Below are 19,965 nucleotides of genomic sequence, written 5' to 3' on the forward strand. Positions count from 1 at the left end.
GTCACACCACCTCCCCTTCGTGCAGCCGGGCCCGCAGGAGCCGGACCGCCGTGTGCAGCCGACTCTTGACCGTGCCCTCCGGAATGCCCAGTTCATGCGCTATGTCCCGGACCGGGAGGTCCGCGTAGAAGCGCAGGACCACCACCTGCCGCTGGGCGTCCGGCAGCTCGCCGAGGCCCTGGGCCACGGCCAGCGAGGTGGCCCGCGCCTCCGCGCCGTCCTCGTCGGTGGCCTCCCGCCACAGGACCGCGAGCCGCTCGCCGAGCCGCTCCTGCCTGCGCCGGGAGCGGTGCCAGTCCATCGCGAGGTTGGAGGCCACGACGGCCGACCACGCGGACACGTCACGCGGCGCCTCGCGTCCGTCCGCGGCCCGCTCAAGGAGCTTCAGCCTGACCTGCTGCACCCCGTCCGGCAGATCGGCGTGCGGCACCCCGCCGAGCGCGAGGACGGCCCGGACCCGGTCCTCCAGTGCCGGACCGAGCGGGTCCGCCCCCCGCGTCTGTGGCTGCGCCTGTGGCTGCGTCCGTGGCGCGCGGCGCGCTTTTCCGCGCAGCAATGTGCCTCCCCTCCCCGCGTTCCCCCTACGACGCCCGGAGCGCCCGAAACGTTCACGGCGACGTGTCCGGCGATGTGCCCGCGACGTGCCCGGCGAATGTGGCGTCCCGCACCTCGGACAATGGATTGGACAGAGCCGCCCTGGACAGACGCATGATGGAGCCAAGCCCAGGCCGGGGTCACCAGGCCGCACGCACTACGGAGGAAGTCCCTGTGAAGGTCGGAATCGTCGGAGCCACCGGTCAGGTCGGCAAGGTCATGCGCAGGATCCTCGTCGAGCGTGAGTTCCCCGCCGACGAGCTGCGCCTGTTCGCCTCGGCCCGCAGCGCCGGGAAGGTCATCGACGGAGTGACCGTCGAGGACGCCTCCACGGCCGACTACACGGGCCTGGACATCGTGCTGTTCTCGGCAGGCGGCGCCACCTCCAAGGCCCTCGCGGAGAAGGTCGCCTCGCAGGGCGCCGTCGTGATCGACAACTCCTCGGCCTGGCGCCGTGACCCCGAGGTCCCCCTCGTCGTCTCCGAGGTCAACCCGCACGCGATTCAGGACCGCCCCAAGGGCATCATCGCCAACCCGAACTGCACGACGATGGCCGCGATGCCGGTCCTCAGGCCGCTGCACGCCGAGGCGGGCCTCGAAGCGCTGGTCGTCGCCACCTACCAGGCGGTCTCCGGCTCCGGCCTCGCCGGTGTCGACGAGCTCTTCGAGCAGGTCAAGAAGGTCGGCGAGGACGCCCCGAAGCTCACCCACGACGGCTCGGCGGCCGAGTTCCCCGAGCCGGACAAGTACGTCGCGCCGATCGCGTACAACGTCCTGCCGATGGCGGGCTCCGTCGTCGACGACGGTCTGAACGAGACCGACGAGGAGCAGAAGCTCCGCCACGAGTCCCGCAAGATCCTGGAGATCCCCGGCCTCAAGGTCTCCGGCACCTGCGTGCGCGTGCCGGTCTTCACCGGCCACTCCCTCCAGGTCAACGCCCGCTTCGCGCGGCCCCTGAGCCCCCAGCGGGCCACCGAGATCCTCTCCTCGGCCGAGGGCGTCGTCGTCACGGAGGTGCCCACGCCGCTTGAGGCCGCGGGCAAGGACGAGGCCTTCGTGGGCCGCATCCGGAACGACGAGACGGTCGAGAACGGCCTGGCCTTCTTCATCTCCGACGACAACCTCCGCAAGGGCGCGGCGCTGAACGCCGTGCAGATCGCGGAGCTGGTCGCCAAGGAGCTCAAGGGCTCCAAGTAGCTCACGGGCGCCACGGAACTCAAGGGCGCCACGGAGCTCAAGGGCTGAGCTCCTGCTGTACGCCGATGAGGGGCGGTCACCGTTCGCCGGTGGCCGCCCCCTTCGCGTACCCCGGCCGCGGCCGCCCGCGCCCCGCGCACGCCACCGCCACGAGCGCGAGCCCGGCGAGCCCGCCGCCGAGCCACAGCACGGCGCCCGCCCCCTGGCCGTCCGCGACCCGGCCGCCGGAGAAGGCGCCGAGCGCGATCGCCACGTTGAACACCCCCGCGAAGAGCGCCGACGCCGCCTCCCTGGCGTGCGGGGCGGCGGCCATCACCCAGTTCTGCGCGGAGACCGAGACCCCGCCGTACGCCAGGCCCCACGCCACGAGCAGCGCCACCGACGCGACGGTCGAGCCGCCCGCGGGTGCCATGAGCAGCACCACGGCGGTGAGTCCGGCGCAAATCGTGAGCAGCGCCCTGCGCGGGTCGCGGGCCGCCACGGCGCCGCCCGCGAAGTTGCCGACGATGCCGGCCGTCCCGTAGGCGAGGAGCAGCACGCTGATCAGGCCCGCGCCGATGCCGGGCACCCGCTCCATGACGGGGCGTATGTAGGTGTACGCGGCGAAGTGGCCGGTGACCAGGAGGGTGACGGCGAGGAGCCCGGCCCGCAGTCGGCCGATGCGCAGCAGCGCGGGGAACGCGCCGAGCCCGATCCCCTCGTCCGCGGGCAGCCGGGGCAGGACCGTGGCGAGCAGCCCCGCGACGGCCAGGGCGAGCACGGCGAGGGCCGCGAACCCCCAGCGCCAGCCCGCCAGTTCGCCCAGGAACGTTCCGGCGGGCACGCCGAGCACGGAGGCCACCGCGATCCCGCTGAAGATCACCGCCGTGGCCCGCCCCGCGCCCTCCTCGTGGACGAGCCGCACGCCGAGCCCGGCCGCGACGGCCCAGACCCCGCCGATGCAGACGCCCACCAGGACGCGGGCGGCGAGCAGCACGCCGAAGGCGGGCGCGAGCGCGGAGACGACGTTGGCGGCGGCGAGCAGGACCATCAGCACGGCAAGGACGCTCCGTCGGTCGGCGCGGCGCGCGGCGACCGGCAGCAGCGGGGCCGCGAGCCCGGCGACGATGCCGGGCAGGGTGACGGCGAGTCCCGCGGTGCCGTGCGAGACGTGCAGGCCGGAACCGACGGAGGTGAGGAGGCCGACGGGGAGCATCTCCGTGGTGACGACGGAGAAGGTGGCGGCGGTGACCGTGAGGACGGCGAGGCGCCCGCGCGGGGGCGGCGACGCGACGGTCTGCGCGGGCATATGCGTGCTCTGTGACATGACAACCACCCTGTGGGGGCGCCCGCCCGGGAACAACGCGGAAGATCTCATCCTTGTATGAGCCGGATTCATCGATCCGGACGGTCGTCGGGGCGATCAGAGAATCAGGGCGATCAGGGCGATCAGGAGAGAGGGCCGCGCGGCATGAGTGGGTACGGGCTGGAGATACGGGAGCTGGAGTGCTTCCTGGTGCTCGCCGAAGAGCTGCACTTCGGGCGGGCGGGCGAACGGCTGTACGTGTCGCAGAGCCGCGTCAGCCAGTTGCTCGCGGCCCTGGAACGGCGGATCGGCGCGCGCCTGGTGGAGCGTACGAGCCGCCGGGTGGCGCTCACCACCTCTGGGGAACGGTTTCTTGCCGAACTACGGCCGTCCTACCGCGAGTTGGCCTCCGCGGTCGAACGGGCGCGGGCGGCGGCGCGGGGCGTCGCGGGCACCCTGCGGGTCGGCTTCCAGGGGGCCGCGGAGGCGCCTCTGATGCGGGCCATCGAGGCCTTCCAGGAGCGGCACCCGGGCTGTGCCACGGAGATCGTGGAGCTCCCGTTCGCCGACCCGTTCGGAGCGGTGCGGGCCGGTGGTGTGGACGCGGCGATCGTGCTGCTCCCGGTCGACGAGCCGGACCTCGTCCTCGGCCCCGTCTTCGCCGGTGAGCGGCAGACCGTCGCCGTGTCGGTGCGGCACGCCTTCGCGGAACGGGACTCGCTCGCGGCGGCGGAGCTGACCCGGACCCCGCTGATCGCGGCGGCCGCGCCCGCCCCCGCGTACTGGCGCACGGCCCACGCCCCCTCGGACGTGCCCGCCCCCGCGGTCCGCACGCTCCAGGAGGGCCTGACCCTGGTGGCGGCGGACCGCGGGGCGATGCTGCTGTGCCGTCCGATGGCGGAGTACCACGGCCGCAAGGACGTGACCTTCGTGCCGGTCGAGGGCCTTCCGGACTCGGTGCTCGGGATGGTGTGGCACCGGGACGGGGAGACGGAGCCGGTACGGGAGTTCGCGCGGGCGGTGGCAGGCTCCTAGTTCACCTTGCTCGGCCTGCGCACCTCGAAGTGGAAGCAGCCGTACTCCACGGCGCGCACGTGTACGAGGGCGACCTCCGGGTCGGCGAACGCCTCGGTGAACGCGGCGTCGAAGCCCTGTTCCTCGCTCTCCGGGATCTCCAGCAGGCGGCCCCCGACGATGCGTCCCTGCGCGCTGTACCGGCGGATCGTCCGCAGCGCTCCGGCCCGGGAGAAGGGGTAGCCCGCGCGCTCCTCCGTCGGCCCCTCGCAGGGGTCGGCGTGGATGAAGACCGGGCCCTGCTCGTCGTAGGCGCCGGGGGCCGCGCCGGTCTCGGCGGCCCAGCGGCGCAGCGGCGCGTACGACACGAGGGCGACGCGCTCGCCGGGGGCGGCGGGCCGCAGACAGCAGCGGAGCGGGTCGCCGCCCTCGTGGTCGACGTACGGGACGCAGGGCCGCCCGGCGTCGTCGGCGTCGCGCAGCCGCGCGAGCACGGCGGGCGCGATGGGGAGCGGGGCGTAGGTGGTGGGCGCGGTGGTGGTGGGCGCGGTGGTGGTCATGGGGCGAGCCTCGCGTACGGGCGAGGAGGAGGCTGGCGGTTTCCGGACGTGGAGGTCGAGCGGTTCTCGGGCGCGGAGGCCGAACGGATTCCGGGCGCGGAGGCCGAACGGCGAACCACAGCCACAACCGTCGCCGTCGCCGTGGCGGTAGCCGTAGCGGTAGCCGTAGCCGTAGCCACAGTCGTAACCGCAGCCGCAGCCCGTGTCACCCCACCCCCCACGACCCCCGCCTGTTCAGCTCCGCCACGTCCGTGCCCGTGGTCCTGCGGTACGCCCCGTGCAGCTCCGCCAGTTCGTCCGGCGTCAGGACGTCCTCGATCCGGTCGAAGCCGTCCGGCGCGCGCAGGGAGACCGCGTGGAGGATGTGGTCCGCGGGCATGGTGCGGTTGGCGAGGACGAGCGCGTTGGCGGCCTCGCGCCGCACCTCCTCGTACGCCCGCAGCCCCGCCTCCCGGTCCGGCGCCGTGTGCGCGAGGCAGCGGGCGAGGACGCGGGCGTCGAGGATCGCCTGGGAGCCGCCGTTCGACCCCACCGGGTACATCGGGTGCGCCGCGTCGCCGAGCAGCGTGACCGGGCCGCGGCCCCACTGGGCGAGCGGGTCCCGGTCGACCATCGGGTACTCCAGGATGTGCCGCGTAGCGGCGAGCAGCGCGGGCACGTCGAGGTCGCCGATGCGCCACCCCGCGAAGTGCGGCAGGACGTCGGAGAGCCGCCCGGAGCGGTTCCAGTCGGCGGGCCCGGCGATGCCGTGGTGGTACGCGGGCGGCAACCGCACCTCCGCCACCCAGTTGAGGAGCTCCCTGCCCCCTTCCCTGGCCCGCCGGGAGATCGGGTACACGACGAGTTTCGCGGCGGCGTTGCTGCCCGCGACCGCCACGGTCCTGCCACCGAGCACCGGGTGCCAGTCGGTGGTGCCGCGCCACATCCGGATGCCGTTCCACAGCGGCGGCCCCTCGCCGGGGTGCAGCACGGACCGCACCGTGGAGTGCAGCCCGTCGGCGCCGATCAGGGCCCGCACCCGGACGGCGTACTCCCTGGCGCGTGACATGTCCCGCAGGATGACCCGCAGCGCGCCGCCCTCGCGCTCGGCGAGCCGCACGAAGGCGGTGCCGGTGCGCACCGCGTAGTCGCCGAGCCGGTCGCGGACCGCGTCGAGGAGGAGCAGTTGGAGGGCCCCGCGGTGGACGGAGTACTGCGGCCAGTGGTAGCCGACGGCGAAACCGCGCGGCTCGGCCCAGATGCGGTTGCCGTGCCGGTCGAAGTGGACCATCGCCTCGGGGGCGACGGCGGTCGCCGCCAGCTCATCGCCGAGACCCAGCTCGGTCAACTCCCGCACGGCGTGCGGCAGGAGGTTGATCCCCACGCCGACGGGCCGCAGATGGTCGATGGCGTCCACCACCCGGACGTCGATGCCCGCCGCGTGCAGGCTGAGCGCCGCGGTGAGCCCGCCTATCCCAGCGCCCGCCACCAGTACGTCGGTCATGACCGCCGCGCGCGCGGGCCGGCGACCGGCCCCTCGGTCCCCAGCATTTCCGGCATCCCCCTGTGGTCCCTGACCGCCCGCTTGGACCGTGGTCGGCGGCCCGTGCGCGGCGGTGCGAACGCGCGGAGCGTAACCGCACGGCAGCGGGAGAACAATGGTCCGGGCGGCCATCCGGAGCCGCATGGAAGGATGGCCGGAAACACCATAAGTCGCACCCACCGACCACCCGACGCGTCGTGCCCACGAGGACCACACGTCGTACCCGAGGAGATGACCGCGTGCCCGGCACCAATCTGACCCGCGAAGAGGCGCAGCAGCGGGCGAAGCTGCTCACCGTTGACTCGTACGAGGTCGATCTCGACCTCTCCGGAGCACAGGAGGGCGGCACCTACCGGTCCGTGACCACGGTGCGCTTCGACTCCGCGGAGGCGGGCGCCGAGACCTTCATCGACCTGGTGGCCCCCGCGGTCCACGAGGTCGTCCTGAACGGTCACGCGCTGGACGCGGCCGCCGTGTTCCGCGACTCGCGCATCGCGCTCAAGCACCTGCAGGCCGGTCCGAACGAGCTGCGGGTCGTCGCCGACTGCGACTACACCAACACCGGTGAGGGCCTGCACCGGTTCGTCGATCCGGTCGACCAACAGGCGTATCTCTACACGCAGTTCGAGGTGCCGGACGCGCGTCGCGTCTTCGCCTCCTTCGAGCAGCCGGACCTGAAGGCCACGTTCCGGTTCACCGTGAAGGCGCCGAGCGGCTGGACGGTGATCTCCAACTCGCCGACGCCCGAGCCGAAGGACGACATCTGGTCGTTCGAGCCGACGCCCCGCATGTCGACGTACGTCACGGCGCTGATCGTCGGCCCATACCACTCGGTGCACTCCTCGTACGAGGGTCCGGGCGGCCAGTCGGTGCCGCTCGGCATCTACTGCCGTCCCTCGCTCGCCGAGTACCTCGACTCGGACGCGATCTTCGACGTCACGCGGCAGGGATTCGACTGGTTCCAGGAGAAGTTCGACTACCAGTACCCCTTCGCCAAGTACGACCAGCTCTTCGTGCCGGAGTTCAACGCGGGCGCGATGGAGAACGCGGGCGCGGTGACCATCCGCGACCAGTACGTGTTCCGCTCGAAGGTGACGGACGCGGCCTACGAGGTGCGCGCCGCCACGATCCTGCACGAGCTGGCCCACATGTGGTTCGGCGACCTGGTCACCATGGAGTGGTGGAACGACCTCTGGCTGAACGAGTCGTTCGCCACCTACGCCGAGGCCGCGTGCCAGGCGTACGCGCCGGGCTCGAAGTGGCCGCACTCCTGGACGACGTTCGCCAACTCCATGAAGACGTGGGCGTACCGCCAGGACCAGCTGCCCTCCACGCACCCGATCATGGCCGACATCAGTGACCTGGACGACGTCCTGGTCAACTTCGACGGCATCACGTACGCGAAGGGCGCTTCGGTGCTCAAGCAGCTCGTCGCGTACGTCGGCGAGGACGAGTTCTTCCAGGGCGTGCAGGCGTACTTCAAGCGGCACGCGTTCGGCAATACGCGCCTGTCCGACCTGCTCGGCGCCCTGGAGGAGACCAGCGGCCGCGACCTGAAGACCTGGTCGAAGAAGTGGCTGGAGACGGCGGGCATCAACGTCCTGCGTCCGGTCGTGGACGTCGACACGGCGGGCGTCATCACGTCCTTCGCGGTCAAGCAGGAGGCCCCCGCGCTGCCCGAGGGCGCCAAGGGCGAGCCGACGCTCCGTCCGCACCGCGTCGCGATCGGCCTCTACGACCTGGACGAGGCGTCCGGCAAGCTGCTGCGCACGGACCGGGTGGAACTGGACGTCGACGGTGAACTCACCGCCGTGGACGCCCTGGTGGGCAAGCGCCGCCCGGCCGTGATCCTCCTCAACGACGACGACCTGTCGTACGCGAAGGTCCGCCTGGACACCGAGTCGCTGGCCTTCGTCACGGACCACATCGGCGACTTCGAGGCGTCGCTGCCGCGCGCGCTGTGCTGGGCGTCGGCGTGGGACATGACGCGCGACGCGGAGCTGCCGACGCGGGAGTACCTGAACCTCGTCCTGTCCGGCATCGGCAAGGAGTCGGACATCGGCGTCGTGCAGTCGCTGCACCGCCAGGTCAAGCTCTCCCTCGACCTGTACGCGGCGCCCGCGGGCCGCGAGGCGGCGCTGACCCGCTGGACCGAAGCGACCCTTGAGCACCTGCGGGCCGCCGAGCCGGGCAGCGACCACCAGCTGGCGTGGGCGCGGGCGTTCGCGGCGACGGCCCGTACGGACGCCGACCTCTCCCTCCTGGAGCGGCTGCTCGACGGCTCGGAGTCGGTGGACGGCCTCGCGGTCGACACGGAGCTCCGCTGGGCGTTCGTGGCCCGGCTCGCGGCGACCGGCCGCCTCGACGAGGCGGGCATCGCGGCGGAACTGGAGCGGGACAGGACCGCGGCGGGCGAGCGGCACGCGGCGTCCGCGCGGGCGGCGCTGCCGACCGCGGAGGCGAAGGCCGCGGCCTGGGCCTCGGTCGTCGAGTCCGACACCCTGCCGAACGCCATCCAGGAGGCCGTGATCGGCGGCTTCGTCCAGACCGACCAGCGCGAACTCCTCGCCCCCTACACGGAGAAGTTCTTCGCGTCGGTCAAGGGCGCGTGGGACTCCCGCTCCCACGAGATGGCCCAGCAGATCGCCACGGGCCTGTACCCGGCGCTCCAGGTCTCCCGGGCCACGCTGGACGCCACGGACGCCTGGCTCGCCTCGGCGGAGACGTCGGCGGCGCTGCGCCGCCTGATCACGGAGTCCCGCGCGGGCGTGGAGCGTGCCCTGCGGGCCCAGGCCGCGGACGCGTAGCCCTCTGGCCGGGCGGGGGGACGGTCTCTCCCTTCCCCCCCCCGCCCGGAACAGCAGGCCTCAGCGGCGGGCCGCCCAGACCGTGCGTTCGGTGCGGACCACCAGGTCGGTGCGGTGCAGGACGCCGTGCGGGCTCTCCGTGTCGAGCAGCCGGTCGAGCGCGGCGAGGTCACCGGGCGAGAGCGCGTCGGTGACCGTGCCGCGCAGGCGGCGCAGGCTCTCCAGGGCGTAGCGGCCGACCGCTTGCGAACGGGCGTTCTCGATGTCGACGGTGACCGTTCGCTCGCCCTCGACGGTGAACCCGGCGGCGGTGAGCATGGGGCCCCAGTCCGCCCCGCGGTGCGGCACGTGCGTGGCGTGGTGGCTCTCGCTCGCGGCGTGGGCGCGCTCTTCGAGGCCCGGCGCCTGTGCCGGGGCGTCCTCGGGCAGGAACCGGGGGAAGCCCGCCAGCTCGACGACGGCGAACAGGCCGCCCGGCGCGAGGGTGTCGTGGACCTGACGCAGGGTGCGTACGGGGTCCGCCATGTGGTGCATCGAGGCGGACGCCCAGACGAGATCGGGCGCGCCGAGATCGGGCGCGCCGAGGTCCGGCCACGCGGTGTCGAGGTCGGCCAGTACGGTCCGCACCCGGTCGTCCACACCCTGTGCGGACGCCTTCTCCCGCAGGCGGCGCAGGTGCGCGTCCGAGGAGTCGACGGCGGTGACGTACGCCTCGGGGAAGCGGTCGAGGAGAGCGAGGGTGCCCGCGCCGGTCCCGCACCCCAGGTCGACCACCTGGCGCGGCGCGTTCCCGACCGGCAGCCACCGGATGATGGACGCGATGTGCTCGGCGAGCACGTCCGCGTCCAGGTCGAGGATCTCCGCCTGATCGGCGTCGAGCCGGTGCTCGTGCCGGTGCTCGTGTGCGTGGGGCGTGGGGTGGTGGGTCATGCGTGCCACGCTAAGTCGGTCCCGGGCCGGTAACGCCCCCCGTTGCCGAACGCGCAAGACAATGCCTCGCCCGCGGACCGAAACGGCAAGGCGCGCCCTGTGAAACAGCAGGCCTAGATCCGCGTACCGTCATCCGCCCCGCGCTGGTGACCGCGCCGGGCGTCGCGGTCGAAGATGCCCAGGAGCTCGCACGGTCCCCCCTCGGCGCCGATGGCATGCGGCAGCATCGTGGGGAACTCGGCCGCCTGGTTGGTCTCCATCCGGAAGCGGCGGTTGCCGAGCAGCAGGGTGGCGGTGCCGGACAGGACGACGAGCCACTCCCGGCCCGGGTGCGCGCGCATGGCCGAGGGGTTGTCCGGCGGCGGGTCGGTCAGGCGTTGGCGGACGACGCTCACCCCGGGGTCGGCCTTGACGGACCAGCGCATCCGGGCGTGGGCCGCGTCGATCACCGGACTGGAGACGACGTCGTCGGCGGCCGTCTCGACGAGCTGGTCGAGGGAGGTGTCGAGCGCGCGGGCGAGCGTGACCAGCTGGTCGAGGGCGAGCCGGCGCCGGCCGTTCTCGATGCGGCTGAGCGTGGACTGGCTGACCTTGGCGCGGGCCGCCAGCTCCTCAAGGGACCAGCCCTGCGCCAGCCGCAGGGCCCGGATCCGTCTGCGTACCAGGCTGTCGAGCTCGCCGTCTTCTTGCGTCATGGGCAACACCGTAGGCCGGATGGGCGTCGCTACCGCGACAGCGTCGGCACCGCTTCCCGCGTCGGCACCGCTTCCCGCAGGGACGTCAGGACGCGGGCCACCGCGGCGCCGGAGGCCCCGCCGCGCCGCACCGCCGCGATCACATGGCGGCGCGGGCGGTCCGCCGAGAGCTCCCGCATCACGACGCCGTCCCGCCGCGCCGCCGCGAGCCGGGGGACAAGGGCCACTCCCATCCCCGCCTCCACCATCGCGAGGATCGCCGTCCAGCCGGACGCCGAATGCGCCTGCTCCGGCGCGAACCCCGCGCCCTCGCAGGCCGCCCGGGTGATCTCGGACCAAGGCCCGCTGCCGCCGAAGATCCACGGCTCGGCCGCCAGATCGGCGAGCCGCAGCCCCTCGGCGGACGCCAGCGGGTGGTTCCCCGGCAGCGCCACGTCCAGCGGGTCGGCGAGGAGCGACTCCCGGGTGAAGCGTGTGTCCGCGTCGGCCGCGGCGGGCGCCTGGACGGCCAGGGAGAGGGCGATGTCGACCTCTCCGGCGGCGAGGAGCTCGTACGCCTGCGCCGCCTCGGTCTCCCGCACCCGTACGGAGATGCCGGGCGCCGCCTCCCGCAGCGCCCGGACGGCCGGCACGACGAGCGCGGGGACGGCCGTCGAGAACGCCCCGACCCGCACCTCTCCCGCCTCACCCTGCACATAGGCGGTCAACTCGGCGTCCGCCTGCTCCAGTTGGGCGAAGACGGCCTCCGCGTGCCGCAGCACCAGGTGCGCGGCGTCGGTGAGGCGGACCCGTCGCCCATGTGCCTCGAGGAGCGGCACGCCCAGCTGTTTGGCGAGGTTGGACAGCTGCTGGGAGACGGCGGACGGCGTCATGCGCAGCGCCTGCGCCGTCGCCGTCACGGTGCCCCGTTCGCTCAACGTGCGCAGGATCTGCAGCTTCTTGATGTCCCACTCGCTCATGAGGCCAACGTACGGGACTCCGTACGGGACTTCGTACGGGACTTCGTACGGGCCGAACCCAGCACGACCCCGCCCAGGATCAGGCCCATGCACACCACCTGCAGCGGCCCCATCGCCTCATCCAGGAGCGCGAAGGAGAGCAGGGCGACGCAGACCGGCTGGAGGTAGTAGACGACTCCCGCGCGGGCGGCCCCGATGATCGAGATGGCCTTGTTCCAGGCGAAGAAGGCGACCGCCGAGGACACCACGCCGACGTACAGGAGCGGGGAGACCGTGCCGAGGGTGGGCTCGAAGCCGCCCTGGACCGCGTAGCTGACCACGAACACCGGCAGCAGCATCAGCGCGCCGAGCACGAACGTCGAGAAGAGGAAGGGGAGCCCGCCGATCTCCACGGGCTTGCGCTTGAGCAGCGCGCTGTACGAGCCGAAGGAGAGCGCACCCGCGATGATCCACAGGTCGCCGACCGCGAAGTCCATGGCGAGGGAGCCCTTGCTGACCAGGAGGAGGACCCCGACGCAGGCGACGAGCATGCCGGTCACACGGCGCGCGCCGAGCCGGGTGCCGCCGAGGCGTTCGTGGACGGCCATCAGGACCGGCGACGCGGCCATGATCATGCCCATGTTCCCCGCGGTGGTCGTCATGCCCGCCTGGTTCACCAGGGTGTTGTAGACGGTGACCCCCAGCAGGGCGGCGACCAGCAGGAACTTGAGGTGCTGTCGGAGCAGTTTCCGCTGCCGCCAGGTCTGCCGCGCCGCGAACGGCGCGACCGCGGCGATGGCGATGATCCAGCGCCAGAACGCGTGCTGGATGGGCGGCACGGTGTCGTGCAGGGCCCGCGAGGTGACGAAGCTGCCCGACCAGACGACCGTGGCGAGGGCCGCGAGGGCGAGCCCGATGCCGATGGGGCGCGCGGCCGGGTGAGCAGCCCGGTGAGCGGTCGGCGCGGTGTGAGCGGGGGTCCGGTCCAGGACTGCCACGGGGTATCCCCTGCCTCTCTCCCCCGCGGCGGCGGGGGTGTCTCGGTGCGTTGCGGGACTACCGTGACACCTCGACACCCATCAGGTCCATCGAATCTTTTCGCTGCCTCCGTTAAGGAAAGTCGAACGTTAATGAGAACGGCGACCGGTCACGTCAGGCAATCCCCCGCGCCCCCAGCGCCGCCGCCACCGCCCCTGCGTGCGCACCCTCGGCCGCCCACGCCACGTACCCGTCGGGGCGGACCAGGAGCGTCGTGCGGCGGTCGCTCGCCCAGTGGGCCGGCACCGCGCGCCCCGTCGCGCGCTCCTCACCGGCCGGAGTGACGAGGACGAACCTGCCCGCACGCAGCGCCCCGTACAGCCGCCCCTCCTTGAGTGCCACGTCGGGGGCGCGGCGGCCGACGAGGCGGTGGGCCCCCTTCGGCGCCGGGTAGGTGATGCCGACACCGGTGATCTGGCCGAGCGCCTTGGTGCGTGCCGCGGGCGCCCTGTTCACGACGGCGGCGACCGCGGAGCGTGCCGCGCGGGTCCACGGGCGCTTGGCCATCGCCAGCCTGACCAGGCCACCGCTACTGCGGAGCACCGCCTTGCCGACCGGGTGCCGCTCGGCCTCATAGGTGTCCAACAGCCCGTGCGGCGCACGGCCGCTGACGGCGGCGGCCAGCTTCCAGCTGAGGTTCGCGGCGTCCTGCAGCCCGGTGTTCAGGCCCTGGCCGCCGGCCGGGGAATGCACGTGGGCGGCGTCCCCGGCGAGGAAGACGCGACCCACCCGGTAGGCGGGGGCCTGCCGCTCGTCGCTGTGGAAGCGGGACATCCAGCGGGCGTCGTGCATCCCGAAGTCCCGGCCGAGCGCCCGCCGGACGATGTCCTTGACCTCGGCGAGGTCGAGCGGCTCGCTGTCGGGGACGTCGCGGCGACGGTCCCAGCCGATCACGCGGTAATAGCCGTCGGCGAAGGGCGCGATGAACGCGAAGGTGTCACCGGCGGCGCTGACGGTGAGCAGCGTCTCCGGCTGCTCGGTGAGCCTGACGTCGGCGAGGACGAGCGAGCGGATGACGGACCGGCCGGGGAAGGGCAGGCCGACCGCCTCGCGCACCCCGCTGCGGAATCCGTCGGCGCCCACGACGTAGGCGGCTCGCAGGGTGTCCGACTCGCCGCCGGGACCGCGGAGTTCGAGCGTGACCCCGTCGGCGTCCTGAGTGAGCCCGGCCACTTCCCTCTCGTACGAGAAGCGCACCCCGGCGTCGACCGCGCGCCGCTCCAGGACCCGCTCGACCTCGTCCTGCCCGAGGATGAGGACGTGCGGAAAGCGGGAGGGCAGCCGCGTGAGGTCGAGCGAGAGGCGGTCGAAGAGGCTCAGCCGGTCGAGCGCCTCCCCCTTGGCCTCCAGCTCGTCGGCGAGGCCGCGGGCGTCCAGCTGTTCGAGGGTGCGGGCGTGCAGGATCATGGCGCGCGACAGGTTGCTGATCCCGCGCCCGCGCTTCTCGACGAGCGTGACGGGGACGCCCGCCTCGGCGAGGTCCCCGGCGAGCAGCAGCCCGGTGGGCCCTGCGCCGACGACCACGACGGCGCCCTCGGTGTACCTGGTGGTGCCCGTGTTTCCGGTCGTACCGTTCATGGCGGCCTCCTGATGCCAACGCCTGTTGGTCAACGCTTGTTGGCCAAGTTAAGGCCGTCACCATGGACTGTCAACGACTGTTGGCCTACGGTTGTTGTCATGACCGGACCCAGTGACGGCACGGCGGAAAGAACCGCCGACGCCCCCGACACCCCCGACGCCCCCGCCTCCCCCGACGCCGACCTACCGCCCCGCCGCTCCGACACCACCCGCGCCGGCATCCTCACGGCGGCCCGCGAACGCTTCGCCGCGGACGGGTACGAGCGCGCGACGATCCGCGCCATCGCCAAGGACGCGCGGATCGACCCTTCGATGGTGATGCGCTACTACGGCAGCAAGGAGGGACTCTTCGCCGCTGCCACCTCCGTGGACCTGCGGATGCCGGACCTCTCGCGGGTGCCCCGGTCGGACGCCGGACGGGTGCTCGTCACCCACTTCCTCACCCTCTGGGAGGACGGCGAGGTGCTCACCGCCCTGCTCCGCTCGGGGATCACCAATCAGGCGGGGGCCGAGCGCATGCGGGCGGTCTTCACCGAGCAGCTGCTGCCGGTCGCGCGGGAGATCTGCCCCGACCCGGCCGAGGCGCCGACGCGGGCCGCGCTCTGCGCCTCCCAGGTACTCGGCCTGGCCCTGACGCGGTACGTCCTGCGGTTCCCGCCGTCGGCCGCGCTGTCGCGCGAGGAGGTCACGCAGTGGCTGGCGCCGACGCTCCAGCGCTATCTGACGGCCGAACAGCCGTGATGGCGGCCGAACAGCCGTGAGCACGCCGAGGGCGCCCTACGGCGATGTCCGTAGGGCGCCCTCGGCGTGCGGAGTCGACCGAGTACTACTGGGGGTCAGCCCTGCTTCTGCTTGCGGGACTTGTCGCCGACCATCACGAGACCTGCGATCACCAGGAACAGCACGATGGGCGCGGCGACATAGAGGCCGAGCGTGTCGATGACGCTCAGGCCGGGGCCCGGGTCGTCACCGTCGTCGCGGGCCGCGAAGGCGGGGGACGACATGAGCAGCATCATCAGCGTCGTGCCGGAGGCCAGGGCGCCGGCGCGCAGTGCGTTCTTCTTGTCCACGGTGCCAACGTAGCGAACTCCTAAACGGCGTGCGCGCCCGGGGGTGCCGTACGGGGCCCGGGCCCCCCTCCCGCGCCCTCGCGGAACACCGCCATGAGCCCGTGCAGGCGCGGCGATGCGGCGAGTTCCTCCAGGGTGACGGGGCGTCCGCGGGCGTCGGCGACGGGCAGACGCCAGTTGGGGTACTGGTCCCAGGTGCCGGGGAGGTTCTGCGGACGGCGGTCGCCGACGGCGTCCGGCAGCCAGACGCCGATCATGCGGGCCGGGGTGGCCAGCAGGAAGCGGTGCACGGCGCGGATCTCATCCTCCTCGCTGCCCGTACCGCCGGGCAGCATGCCGAGCCGGGAGAGCAGGCCCAGCCATTCGCGTACGTCGGCGGCGGCCTCGGCCCGCTCCTCGGCCAGCGGGCGGGTCAACAGGCCCAGGTCGTGGCGGAGTTGGACGTGCTCGCCGGTGAGCCGTGCGGCGGTCGGGGGCAGGTCGTGCGTGGTGGCGGTGGCCACGCAGTCGGCGCGCCAGGCTGCGGCGGGCAGCGGCCGGCCCGTGCCCTCCCAGTCCCGCTCGAACCAGAGCACCGAGGTGCCGAGCACGCCGTGCTCGCGCAGCGCCTCGCGGACGCCCGGCTCGACGGTGCCGAGGTCCTCGCCGATGACGAGGGCGCCCGCGCGGTGCGCCTCCAGGGCGAGGACGGCGAGCATCGCCTCCGCGTCGTAGTGGACATACGTTCCCTCGGTCGGCTCGCGGCCCTGCGGGATCCACCAGAGCCGGAAGAGGCCCATGACGTGGTCGATGCGCAGGGCGCCCGCGTTCCGGAGGAGGCCGCGCAGGAGCGCGCGGTACGGCGCGTAACCGGACTCGGCGAGACGGTCGGGGCGCCAGGGCGGCAGACCCCAGTCCTGGCCGCGCGCGTTGAAGGCGTCCGGCGGGGCCCCGACGGTCATGTCCGGGGCGAAGTGCCGCCGCTGGGCCCAGGCGTCCGCGCCGCCGGGGTGCACGCCGACCGCGAGGTCGTGCACGAGGCCGATGCCCATGCCCGCTTCGCGCGCGGCGCGCTGGGCGGCGGCCAGCTGGGTGTCGGTGAGCCAGGCGAGGCGGCTGTGGAAGTCGACGCGGTCCATCAGCTCGCGCCGGGCGCGGGCCGTGCCGGGCGAGGCCGGGTCGCGCAGGGCGGCGGGCCAGGCGTGCCAGTCCGGGCCGTACGCCTCGGCGAGCGCGGACCAGGTGGCATGGTCCTCCAGGGGCGCGCCCTGCTCGGCGAGGAAAGCACTGTAGGCGGCGCGGCGGCCGGGGCCGAGGGGGACCTCGTGGAGCAGTTCGAGGGCCTCGCGCTTGAGGGCCCAGACCGCGTCGCGGTCGATCAGCCCGCCGTCGCGCAGGACCGCTTCGCGCAGGCGGGCGGCCCGGCGGCGCAGCTCGTCGACCCGGTCGCGGGCCTCGCCCCGCAGCTGTGCGAACTCCGGGACGTCCTCGATACGCAGGTGCACCGGGTCGGGGAAGCGGCGGGAGGAAGGGCGGTACGGCGAGGGGTCGCTGCCCGGCCCCTGGGGCGTGCGGGGCACGGCCGCGTGGAGCGGGTTGACCTGGACGAAGCCGGTCCCCAGGTCCCGCCCCGACCAGGCGGCGAGCTCGGCGAGGTCACCGAGGTCGCCCATGCCCCAGGAGCGGCGGGACAGCAGGGAGTAGAGCTGGACGAGGAGGCCGTACGAGCGGCTCTCGGGGGTCCTGATCCGGCGGGGGGCGGTGATGAGGTGGGCCGCCGCCTCGCGCCCGTCGGGGGCGCGCACGGACAGCCGGTGCACGCCGTGCGGCAGCCGCGGCCCGCCGCCGTCCGGCGCCGTCTCCCACTCCTCGGCCCCGCCGCCCTCCAGCTCCACCCGTACGTACGTCCCCGGCGGCAGTCCGGCGAGCGGAGTGGGGGCGGCGGGGGTGCCGGAGGCGGCCGATCGTCCTGGGCCGGGCCCGTCCGTCCAGACCACCACCGTCGGCGGCAGCAGGCGCGCGGCCAGGGCGGCCTCGCGCGCGGTCAGGGCGGACCCGGCCGCTTCCGGGGTGCTCGCGTCCACGTCCAGTGCGGCGAGCGCCGCGATCACCGCGGCGTCGGCGGCCGGGACGGTACGCCCCGGGGACGGGGAGTGGGAGGTGGCCACCCCGTACGAGGCGGCCAGCCGGGCAAGGGCCATCAGACCCCCATGAAGTCCAGGCTCAGGCCGGAAGCCGTACCGGTGGAGGTGGGCTCGCTGGTCAGCGGGGCCGCGTCGGCGAGGGGCGGCTCGCTGGTCAGCGGCGCGGCGTCGGCGAGCGGCGGTTCACTGGTGAGGGGCGGCTCGATGCAGCCGCAGGAGCAGGAGCCGTCGAGACCCGAGTCGGGGTGGGAGACCTGTTTGGAGAGCGCGTCGAGCAGAAGATTCGCTGAAGCAGCCACGTGGGAGCTCCTTGTCAGGGGGCAGGTTTCGGCAGCCCTACCCAATGCGCGGGTTCGCAGACGTATACGGTGCCCCAACGTGTCCTGGGTCACACTTCGTTCCCGTCGCGCAAGTCGTCTCCCGGGGGTGGCCCGCTCCCGCAAGAACGGGCCCCGGGCCCGCCGCCCCCGGGAAGATCGGCGTCCACGTACAACAAAGCCCGGATCGGTGGCTAGGCGGAAATGCCGTCGATCCGGGCCATCGCGTCGTCCGCGCCGAATGGCTGCAAGTAGGGCAGCCAGCGCGGATCCCTATGTCCGGTCCCGATGATGCGCCACGCGAGGCCCGACGGCGGAGCGGGTTTGTGCCTCAGGCGCCACCCCAGTTCCAGCAGGTGGCGGTCGGCTTTGACGTGGTTGCAGCGGCGGCACGACGCCACCACGTTGTCCCAGGCGTGCTGGCCGCCTCGGCTCTTGGGAATGACGTGGTCGACGCTGGTTGCGACGCCACCGCAGTACATGCACCGACCGCCGTCACGGGCGAACAGCGCCCGCCTGGTCAGCGGAACAGGCCCCCGGTAAGGGACCCGGACGAACCGCTTGAGGCGGACCACGCTGGGTGCGGGGACGGTGCGAGTCTCGCTGTGCATGAAGGCGCCGGATTCCTCGAGGCAGAGAGCCTTGTTCTCCAGGACGAGGACGAGCGCGCGGCGGAGCGGTACGACGCCGAGGGGCTCGTACGACGCGTTGAGGACCAAGACATGCGGCACGGCGGATGCCTCCTTGTACGCCGGCGGCGCGTGGCTCGCGCCGGGACGATCTGGCTGTCAGTCTCCCCTCATGCCTGGTCGTAGCGCCAGCATGTCCCCGTAACGGCCTTGAAGTGTTTTCGACCACAGCGGGCGCGCGACGGAGACGTCACTTGGTTCTTCCCCAGGTGAGCACCGTCTCTCCCTCGAACATGACAACGATCCTCACACGATGCCCCGTTAGTGTGGTGGGTCTGCCCGGCACCCCCGGTTCGTCTCCGTCGAGTCGTTTTCCCTCCCGGGCAGGCCGCGATACCTGGAGGTACCCGCAGTGCTCTTGTCCGTCCTGTCGGCAGCCGGAACGGACCCGGACGACAAGCCGACATCGAAGCCGCCCACGTTCGAGGACGCCCAGGAAGGCGCCACGAACGCGGCGAGCTGGGTCGAGCAGAACTGGTCCACGTGGCTCGGCATCGGCCTGCGCATCGTGCTCATCGTCGCGATAGCTCTCGTCCTGCGCGTCCTGGTGCGCCGCGCCATAACCAAGCTGATCGACCGCATGAACCGCACGGCGCAGGCCGTCGACGGCACGGCGCTCGGCGGACTCCTGGTGAACGTGGAGCGCCGCCGCCAGCGCTCGCAGGCGATCGGCTCGGTGCTGCGCTCGGTGGCCTCGTTCCTGATCCTCGGCACGGCCGGGCTCATGATCCTCGGCACGTTCGACATCAACCTGGCGCCGCTGCTCGCCTCCGCGGGTGTGGCGGGCGTCGCGATCGGCTTCGGCGCCCGCAACCTGGTCACGGACTTCCTCTCCGGCGTCTTCATGATCCTTGAGGACCAGTACGGGGTCGGCGACTCCATCGACGCGGGGGTGGCCTCCGGCGAGGTCATCGAGGTCGGCCTGCGCGTCACGAAGCTGCGCGGCGACAACGGCGAGATCTGGTACGTCCGCAACGGCGAGGTCAAGCGCATCGGCAACCTGTCCCAGGGCTGGTCCACGGCGGGCGTCGACGTGACGGTCCGCCCCGACGAGGACCTGGAGAAGGTCAAGGCGGCCCTTGCCTCGGTCGGCGAGACCATGGCCAAGGACGAGCCGTGGAACGAGCGCCTCTGGGGCCCCGTGGAGGTCCTCGGCCTGGACAGCGTGCTGCTCGACTCCATGGTCGTCCGTGTCTCGGCCAAGACGATGCCGGGGAAGTCGCTGGGGGTCGAGCGGGAGCTGCGCTGGCGTATCAAGCGGGCGTTCGACGAGGCGGGCATCCGCATCGTGGGCGGCCTGCAGCTGACAGTGGCGGAGGACCCCGCCGACCCGTCGGCAGGTGTCGCGGCCCCCTCCGCCTACGCCTCGGCGACGTCCCCGCAGTCCCTGGCGGCGTCCCCGATACCGCCGCCGAACCTGTCGAAGTAACTCACCCCAAAAAACCTCTCCGCACTGGACCGGGCCGGAGCCTTGGCGACTTGCCGGGGCCGCCCGGTTTTTTGCGGAGTGTGGCGGCGGCGGGGCGGCCCCCGCCCCCAAAAGACCGGGGGCCCCGGGGAGCCCTGGCATGGCCCCGCCCCCCAAACACAACCCCCCCCCGCAGAGCC

The 19,965-nt window shown here is 73.1% G+C and carries 18 protein-coding genes; 5 read left to right on the plus strand and 13 right to left on the minus strand.

The features are described from left to right. Position 1: 1 nt before the first annotated feature. Positions 2-469, minus strand: a complete 468-nt coding sequence (locus ABZ953_RS02825) for a sigma-70 family RNA polymerase sigma factor (RefSeq protein ID WP_361715694.1) — start codon at positions 467-469, stop codon at positions 2-4. A gap of 299 nt (positions 470-768) precedes the next feature. On the opposite strand from ABZ953_RS02825, the gene ABZ953_RS02830 reads away from it, so the two are divergent. Beyond that, positions 769-1,791 (plus strand): aspartate-semialdehyde dehydrogenase, encoded by a 1,023-nt coding sequence (locus tag ABZ953_RS02830; RefSeq protein ID WP_361715524.1) that lies wholly within the window; start codon positions 769-771, stop codon positions 1,789-1,791. 76 nt (positions 1,792-1,867) lie between these two features. Here the strand turns inward: ABZ953_RS02830 and ABZ953_RS02835 are convergent, their stop codons facing one another. After that, a complete protein-coding gene (locus ABZ953_RS02835; RefSeq protein ID WP_361715527.1) occupies positions 1,868-3,097 on the minus strand; it encodes an MFS transporter in 1,230 nt (409 codons plus the stop codon). Positions 3,098-3,241: 144 nt separating this feature from the next. Between ABZ953_RS02835 and ABZ953_RS02840 the strand changes: the two genes are divergently transcribed. Next, positions 3,242-4,111: a LysR family transcriptional regulator gene (locus tag ABZ953_RS02840; protein ID WP_361715530.1), complete on the plus strand. Its 870-nt coding sequence runs from the start codon at positions 3,242-3,244 to the stop codon at positions 4,109-4,111. On the opposite strand, the gene ABZ953_RS02845 is transcribed toward ABZ953_RS02840, so the two are convergent. Next, the gene (locus ABZ953_RS02845; protein ID WP_361715533.1) at positions 4,108-4,650 is read right to left on the minus strand and encodes a DUF1203 domain-containing protein; all 543 of its coding nucleotides are present in this window, start codon (positions 4,648-4,650) and stop codon (positions 4,108-4,110) included. The genes ABZ953_RS02840 and ABZ953_RS02845 overlap by 4 nt on opposite strands. A gap of 205 nt (positions 4,651-4,855) precedes the next feature. Further along, entirely contained in the window at positions 4,856-6,133 is a 1,278-nt protein-coding gene (locus tag ABZ953_RS02850; RefSeq protein WP_361715536.1) for a flavin-dependent oxidoreductase, read from the minus strand. Positions 6,134-6,411: 278 nt separating this feature from the next. On the opposite strand from ABZ953_RS02850, the gene pepN reads away from it, so the two are divergent. Beyond that, positions 6,412-8,979, plus strand: coding sequence for an aminopeptidase N (pepN, locus tag ABZ953_RS02855; protein ID WP_361715539.1), 2,568 nt, complete (start codon positions 6,412-6,414; stop codon positions 8,977-8,979). A 60-nt stretch (positions 8,980-9,039) separates the two neighbouring features. On the opposite strand, the gene ABZ953_RS02860 is transcribed toward pepN, so the two are convergent. The 5 genes from ABZ953_RS02860 to ABZ953_RS02880 form a co-directional block, all read right to left on the minus strand. Further along, entirely contained in the window at positions 9,040-9,909 is an 870-nt protein-coding gene (locus ABZ953_RS02860; RefSeq protein ID WP_361715542.1) for a methyltransferase, read from the minus strand. A gap of 113 nt (positions 9,910-10,022) precedes the next feature. Continuing rightward, a complete protein-coding gene (locus tag ABZ953_RS02865) occupies positions 10,023-10,604 on the minus strand; it encodes an XRE family transcriptional regulator (protein WP_361715544.1) in 582 nt (193 codons plus the stop codon). Positions 10,605-10,633: 29 nt separating this feature from the next. Then, positions 10,634-11,563, minus strand: a complete 930-nt coding sequence (locus ABZ953_RS02870; protein WP_361715547.1) for a LysR family transcriptional regulator — start codon at positions 11,561-11,563, stop codon at positions 10,634-10,636. Then, the gene (locus tag ABZ953_RS02875; RefSeq protein WP_361715697.1) at positions 11,560-12,465 is read right to left on the minus strand and encodes a DMT family transporter; all 906 of its coding nucleotides are present in this window, start codon (positions 12,463-12,465) and stop codon (positions 11,560-11,562) included. Before ABZ953_RS02875 ends, ABZ953_RS02870 begins: the two co-directional genes overlap by 4 nt. 229 nt (positions 12,466-12,694) lie before the next feature. Beyond that, positions 12,695-14,158 carry an FAD-dependent monooxygenase gene (locus ABZ953_RS02880; RefSeq protein WP_361715550.1) on the minus strand — a complete coding sequence of 488 codons (1,464 nt, stop codon included), beginning with the start codon at positions 14,156-14,158 and terminating at the stop codon, positions 12,695-12,697. Between the two features lie 99 nt (positions 14,159-14,257). Here ABZ953_RS02880 and ABZ953_RS02885 point away from each other — a divergent pair, with 99 nt between their 5' ends. Then, positions 14,258-14,899 carry a TetR family transcriptional regulator gene (locus ABZ953_RS02885; protein WP_361715553.1) on the plus strand — a complete coding sequence of 214 codons (642 nt, stop codon included), beginning with the start codon at positions 14,258-14,260 and terminating at the stop codon, positions 14,897-14,899. Between the two features lie 95 nt (positions 14,900-14,994). Here ABZ953_RS02885 and ABZ953_RS02890 read toward each other — a convergent pair whose 3' ends face one another. From ABZ953_RS02890 to ABZ953_RS02905, 4 genes are all read right to left on the minus strand, one after another. Beyond that, positions 14,995-15,228 carry a hypothetical protein gene (locus tag ABZ953_RS02890; RefSeq protein ID WP_361181082.1) on the minus strand — a complete coding sequence of 78 codons (234 nt, stop codon included), beginning with the start codon at positions 15,226-15,228 and terminating at the stop codon, positions 14,995-14,997. Between the two features lie 20 nt (positions 15,229-15,248). Further along, on the minus strand, positions 15,249-17,408 hold the full coding sequence (gene malQ / locus ABZ953_RS02895) for a 4-alpha-glucanotransferase (RefSeq protein ID WP_361715556.1): 2,160 nt from the start codon (positions 17,406-17,408) through the stop codon (positions 15,249-15,251). Beyond that, complete coding sequence (locus ABZ953_RS02900; protein WP_361715559.1) at positions 17,408-17,650, minus strand: hypothetical protein; 243 nt, start codon at positions 17,648-17,650, stop codon at positions 17,408-17,410. The genes malQ and ABZ953_RS02900 overlap by 1 nt, the downstream gene beginning before the upstream one ends. 212 nt (positions 17,651-17,862) lie before the next feature. Beyond that, positions 17,863-18,399, minus strand: a complete 537-nt coding sequence (locus ABZ953_RS02905; RefSeq protein ID WP_361715562.1) for an HNH endonuclease — start codon at positions 18,397-18,399, stop codon at positions 17,863-17,865. A 316-nt stretch (positions 18,400-18,715) separates the two neighbouring features. Between ABZ953_RS02905 and ABZ953_RS02910 the strand changes: the two genes are divergently transcribed. Next, entirely contained in the window at positions 18,716-19,786 is a 1,071-nt protein-coding gene (locus tag ABZ953_RS02910; RefSeq protein WP_361715700.1) for a mechanosensitive ion channel family protein, read from the plus strand. The last annotated feature ends 179 nt before the right edge of the window (positions 19,787-19,965 follow it).

It is taken from the genome of Streptomyces sp. NPDC046465 (genome assembly GCF_040646035.1).
Taxonomy (GTDB): Bacteria; Actinomycetota; Actinomycetes; order Streptomycetales; family Streptomycetaceae; genus Streptomyces.

What these genes read in the sequence shown, in the direction of transcription:
- ABZ953_RS02835 (WP_361715527.1), bottom strand. Translation starts at nt 3,097, where the DNA reads ATGTCACAGAGCACGCATATGCCCGCGCAGACCGTCGCGTCGCCGCCC.
- ABZ953_RS02840 (WP_361715530.1), top strand. Translation starts at nt 3,242, where the DNA reads ATGAGTGGGTACGGGCTGGAGATACGGGAGCTGGAGTGCTTCCTGGTG.
- ABZ953_RS02845 (WP_361715533.1), bottom strand. Translation starts at nt 4,650, where the DNA reads ATGACCACCACCGCGCCCACCACCACCGCGCCCACCACCTACGCCCCG.
- ABZ953_RS02850 (WP_361715536.1), bottom strand. Translation starts at nt 6,133, where the DNA reads ATGACCGACGTACTGGTGGCGGGCGCTGGGATAGGCGGGCTCACCGCG.
- ABZ953_RS02860 (WP_361715542.1), bottom strand. Translation starts at nt 9,909, where the DNA reads ATGACCCACCACCCCACGCCCCACGCACACGAGCACCGGCACGAGCAC.
- ABZ953_RS02865 (WP_361715544.1), bottom strand. Translation starts at nt 10,604, where the DNA reads ATGACGCAAGAAGACGGCGAGCTCGACAGCCTGGTACGCAGACGGATC.
- ABZ953_RS02870 (WP_361715547.1), bottom strand. Translation starts at nt 11,563, where the DNA reads ATGAGCGAGTGGGACATCAAGAAGCTGCAGATCCTGCGCACGTTGAGC.
- ABZ953_RS02880 (WP_361715550.1), bottom strand. Translation starts at nt 14,158, where the DNA reads ATGAACGGTACGACCGGAAACACGGGCACCACCAGGTACACCGAGGGC.
- ABZ953_RS02885 (WP_361715553.1), top strand. Translation starts at nt 14,258, where the DNA reads ATGACCGGACCCAGTGACGGCACGGCGGAAAGAACCGCCGACGCCCCC.
- malQ (WP_361715556.1), bottom strand. Translation starts at nt 17,408, where the DNA reads ATGGCCCTTGCCCGGCTGGCCGCCTCGTACGGGGTGGCCACCTCCCAC.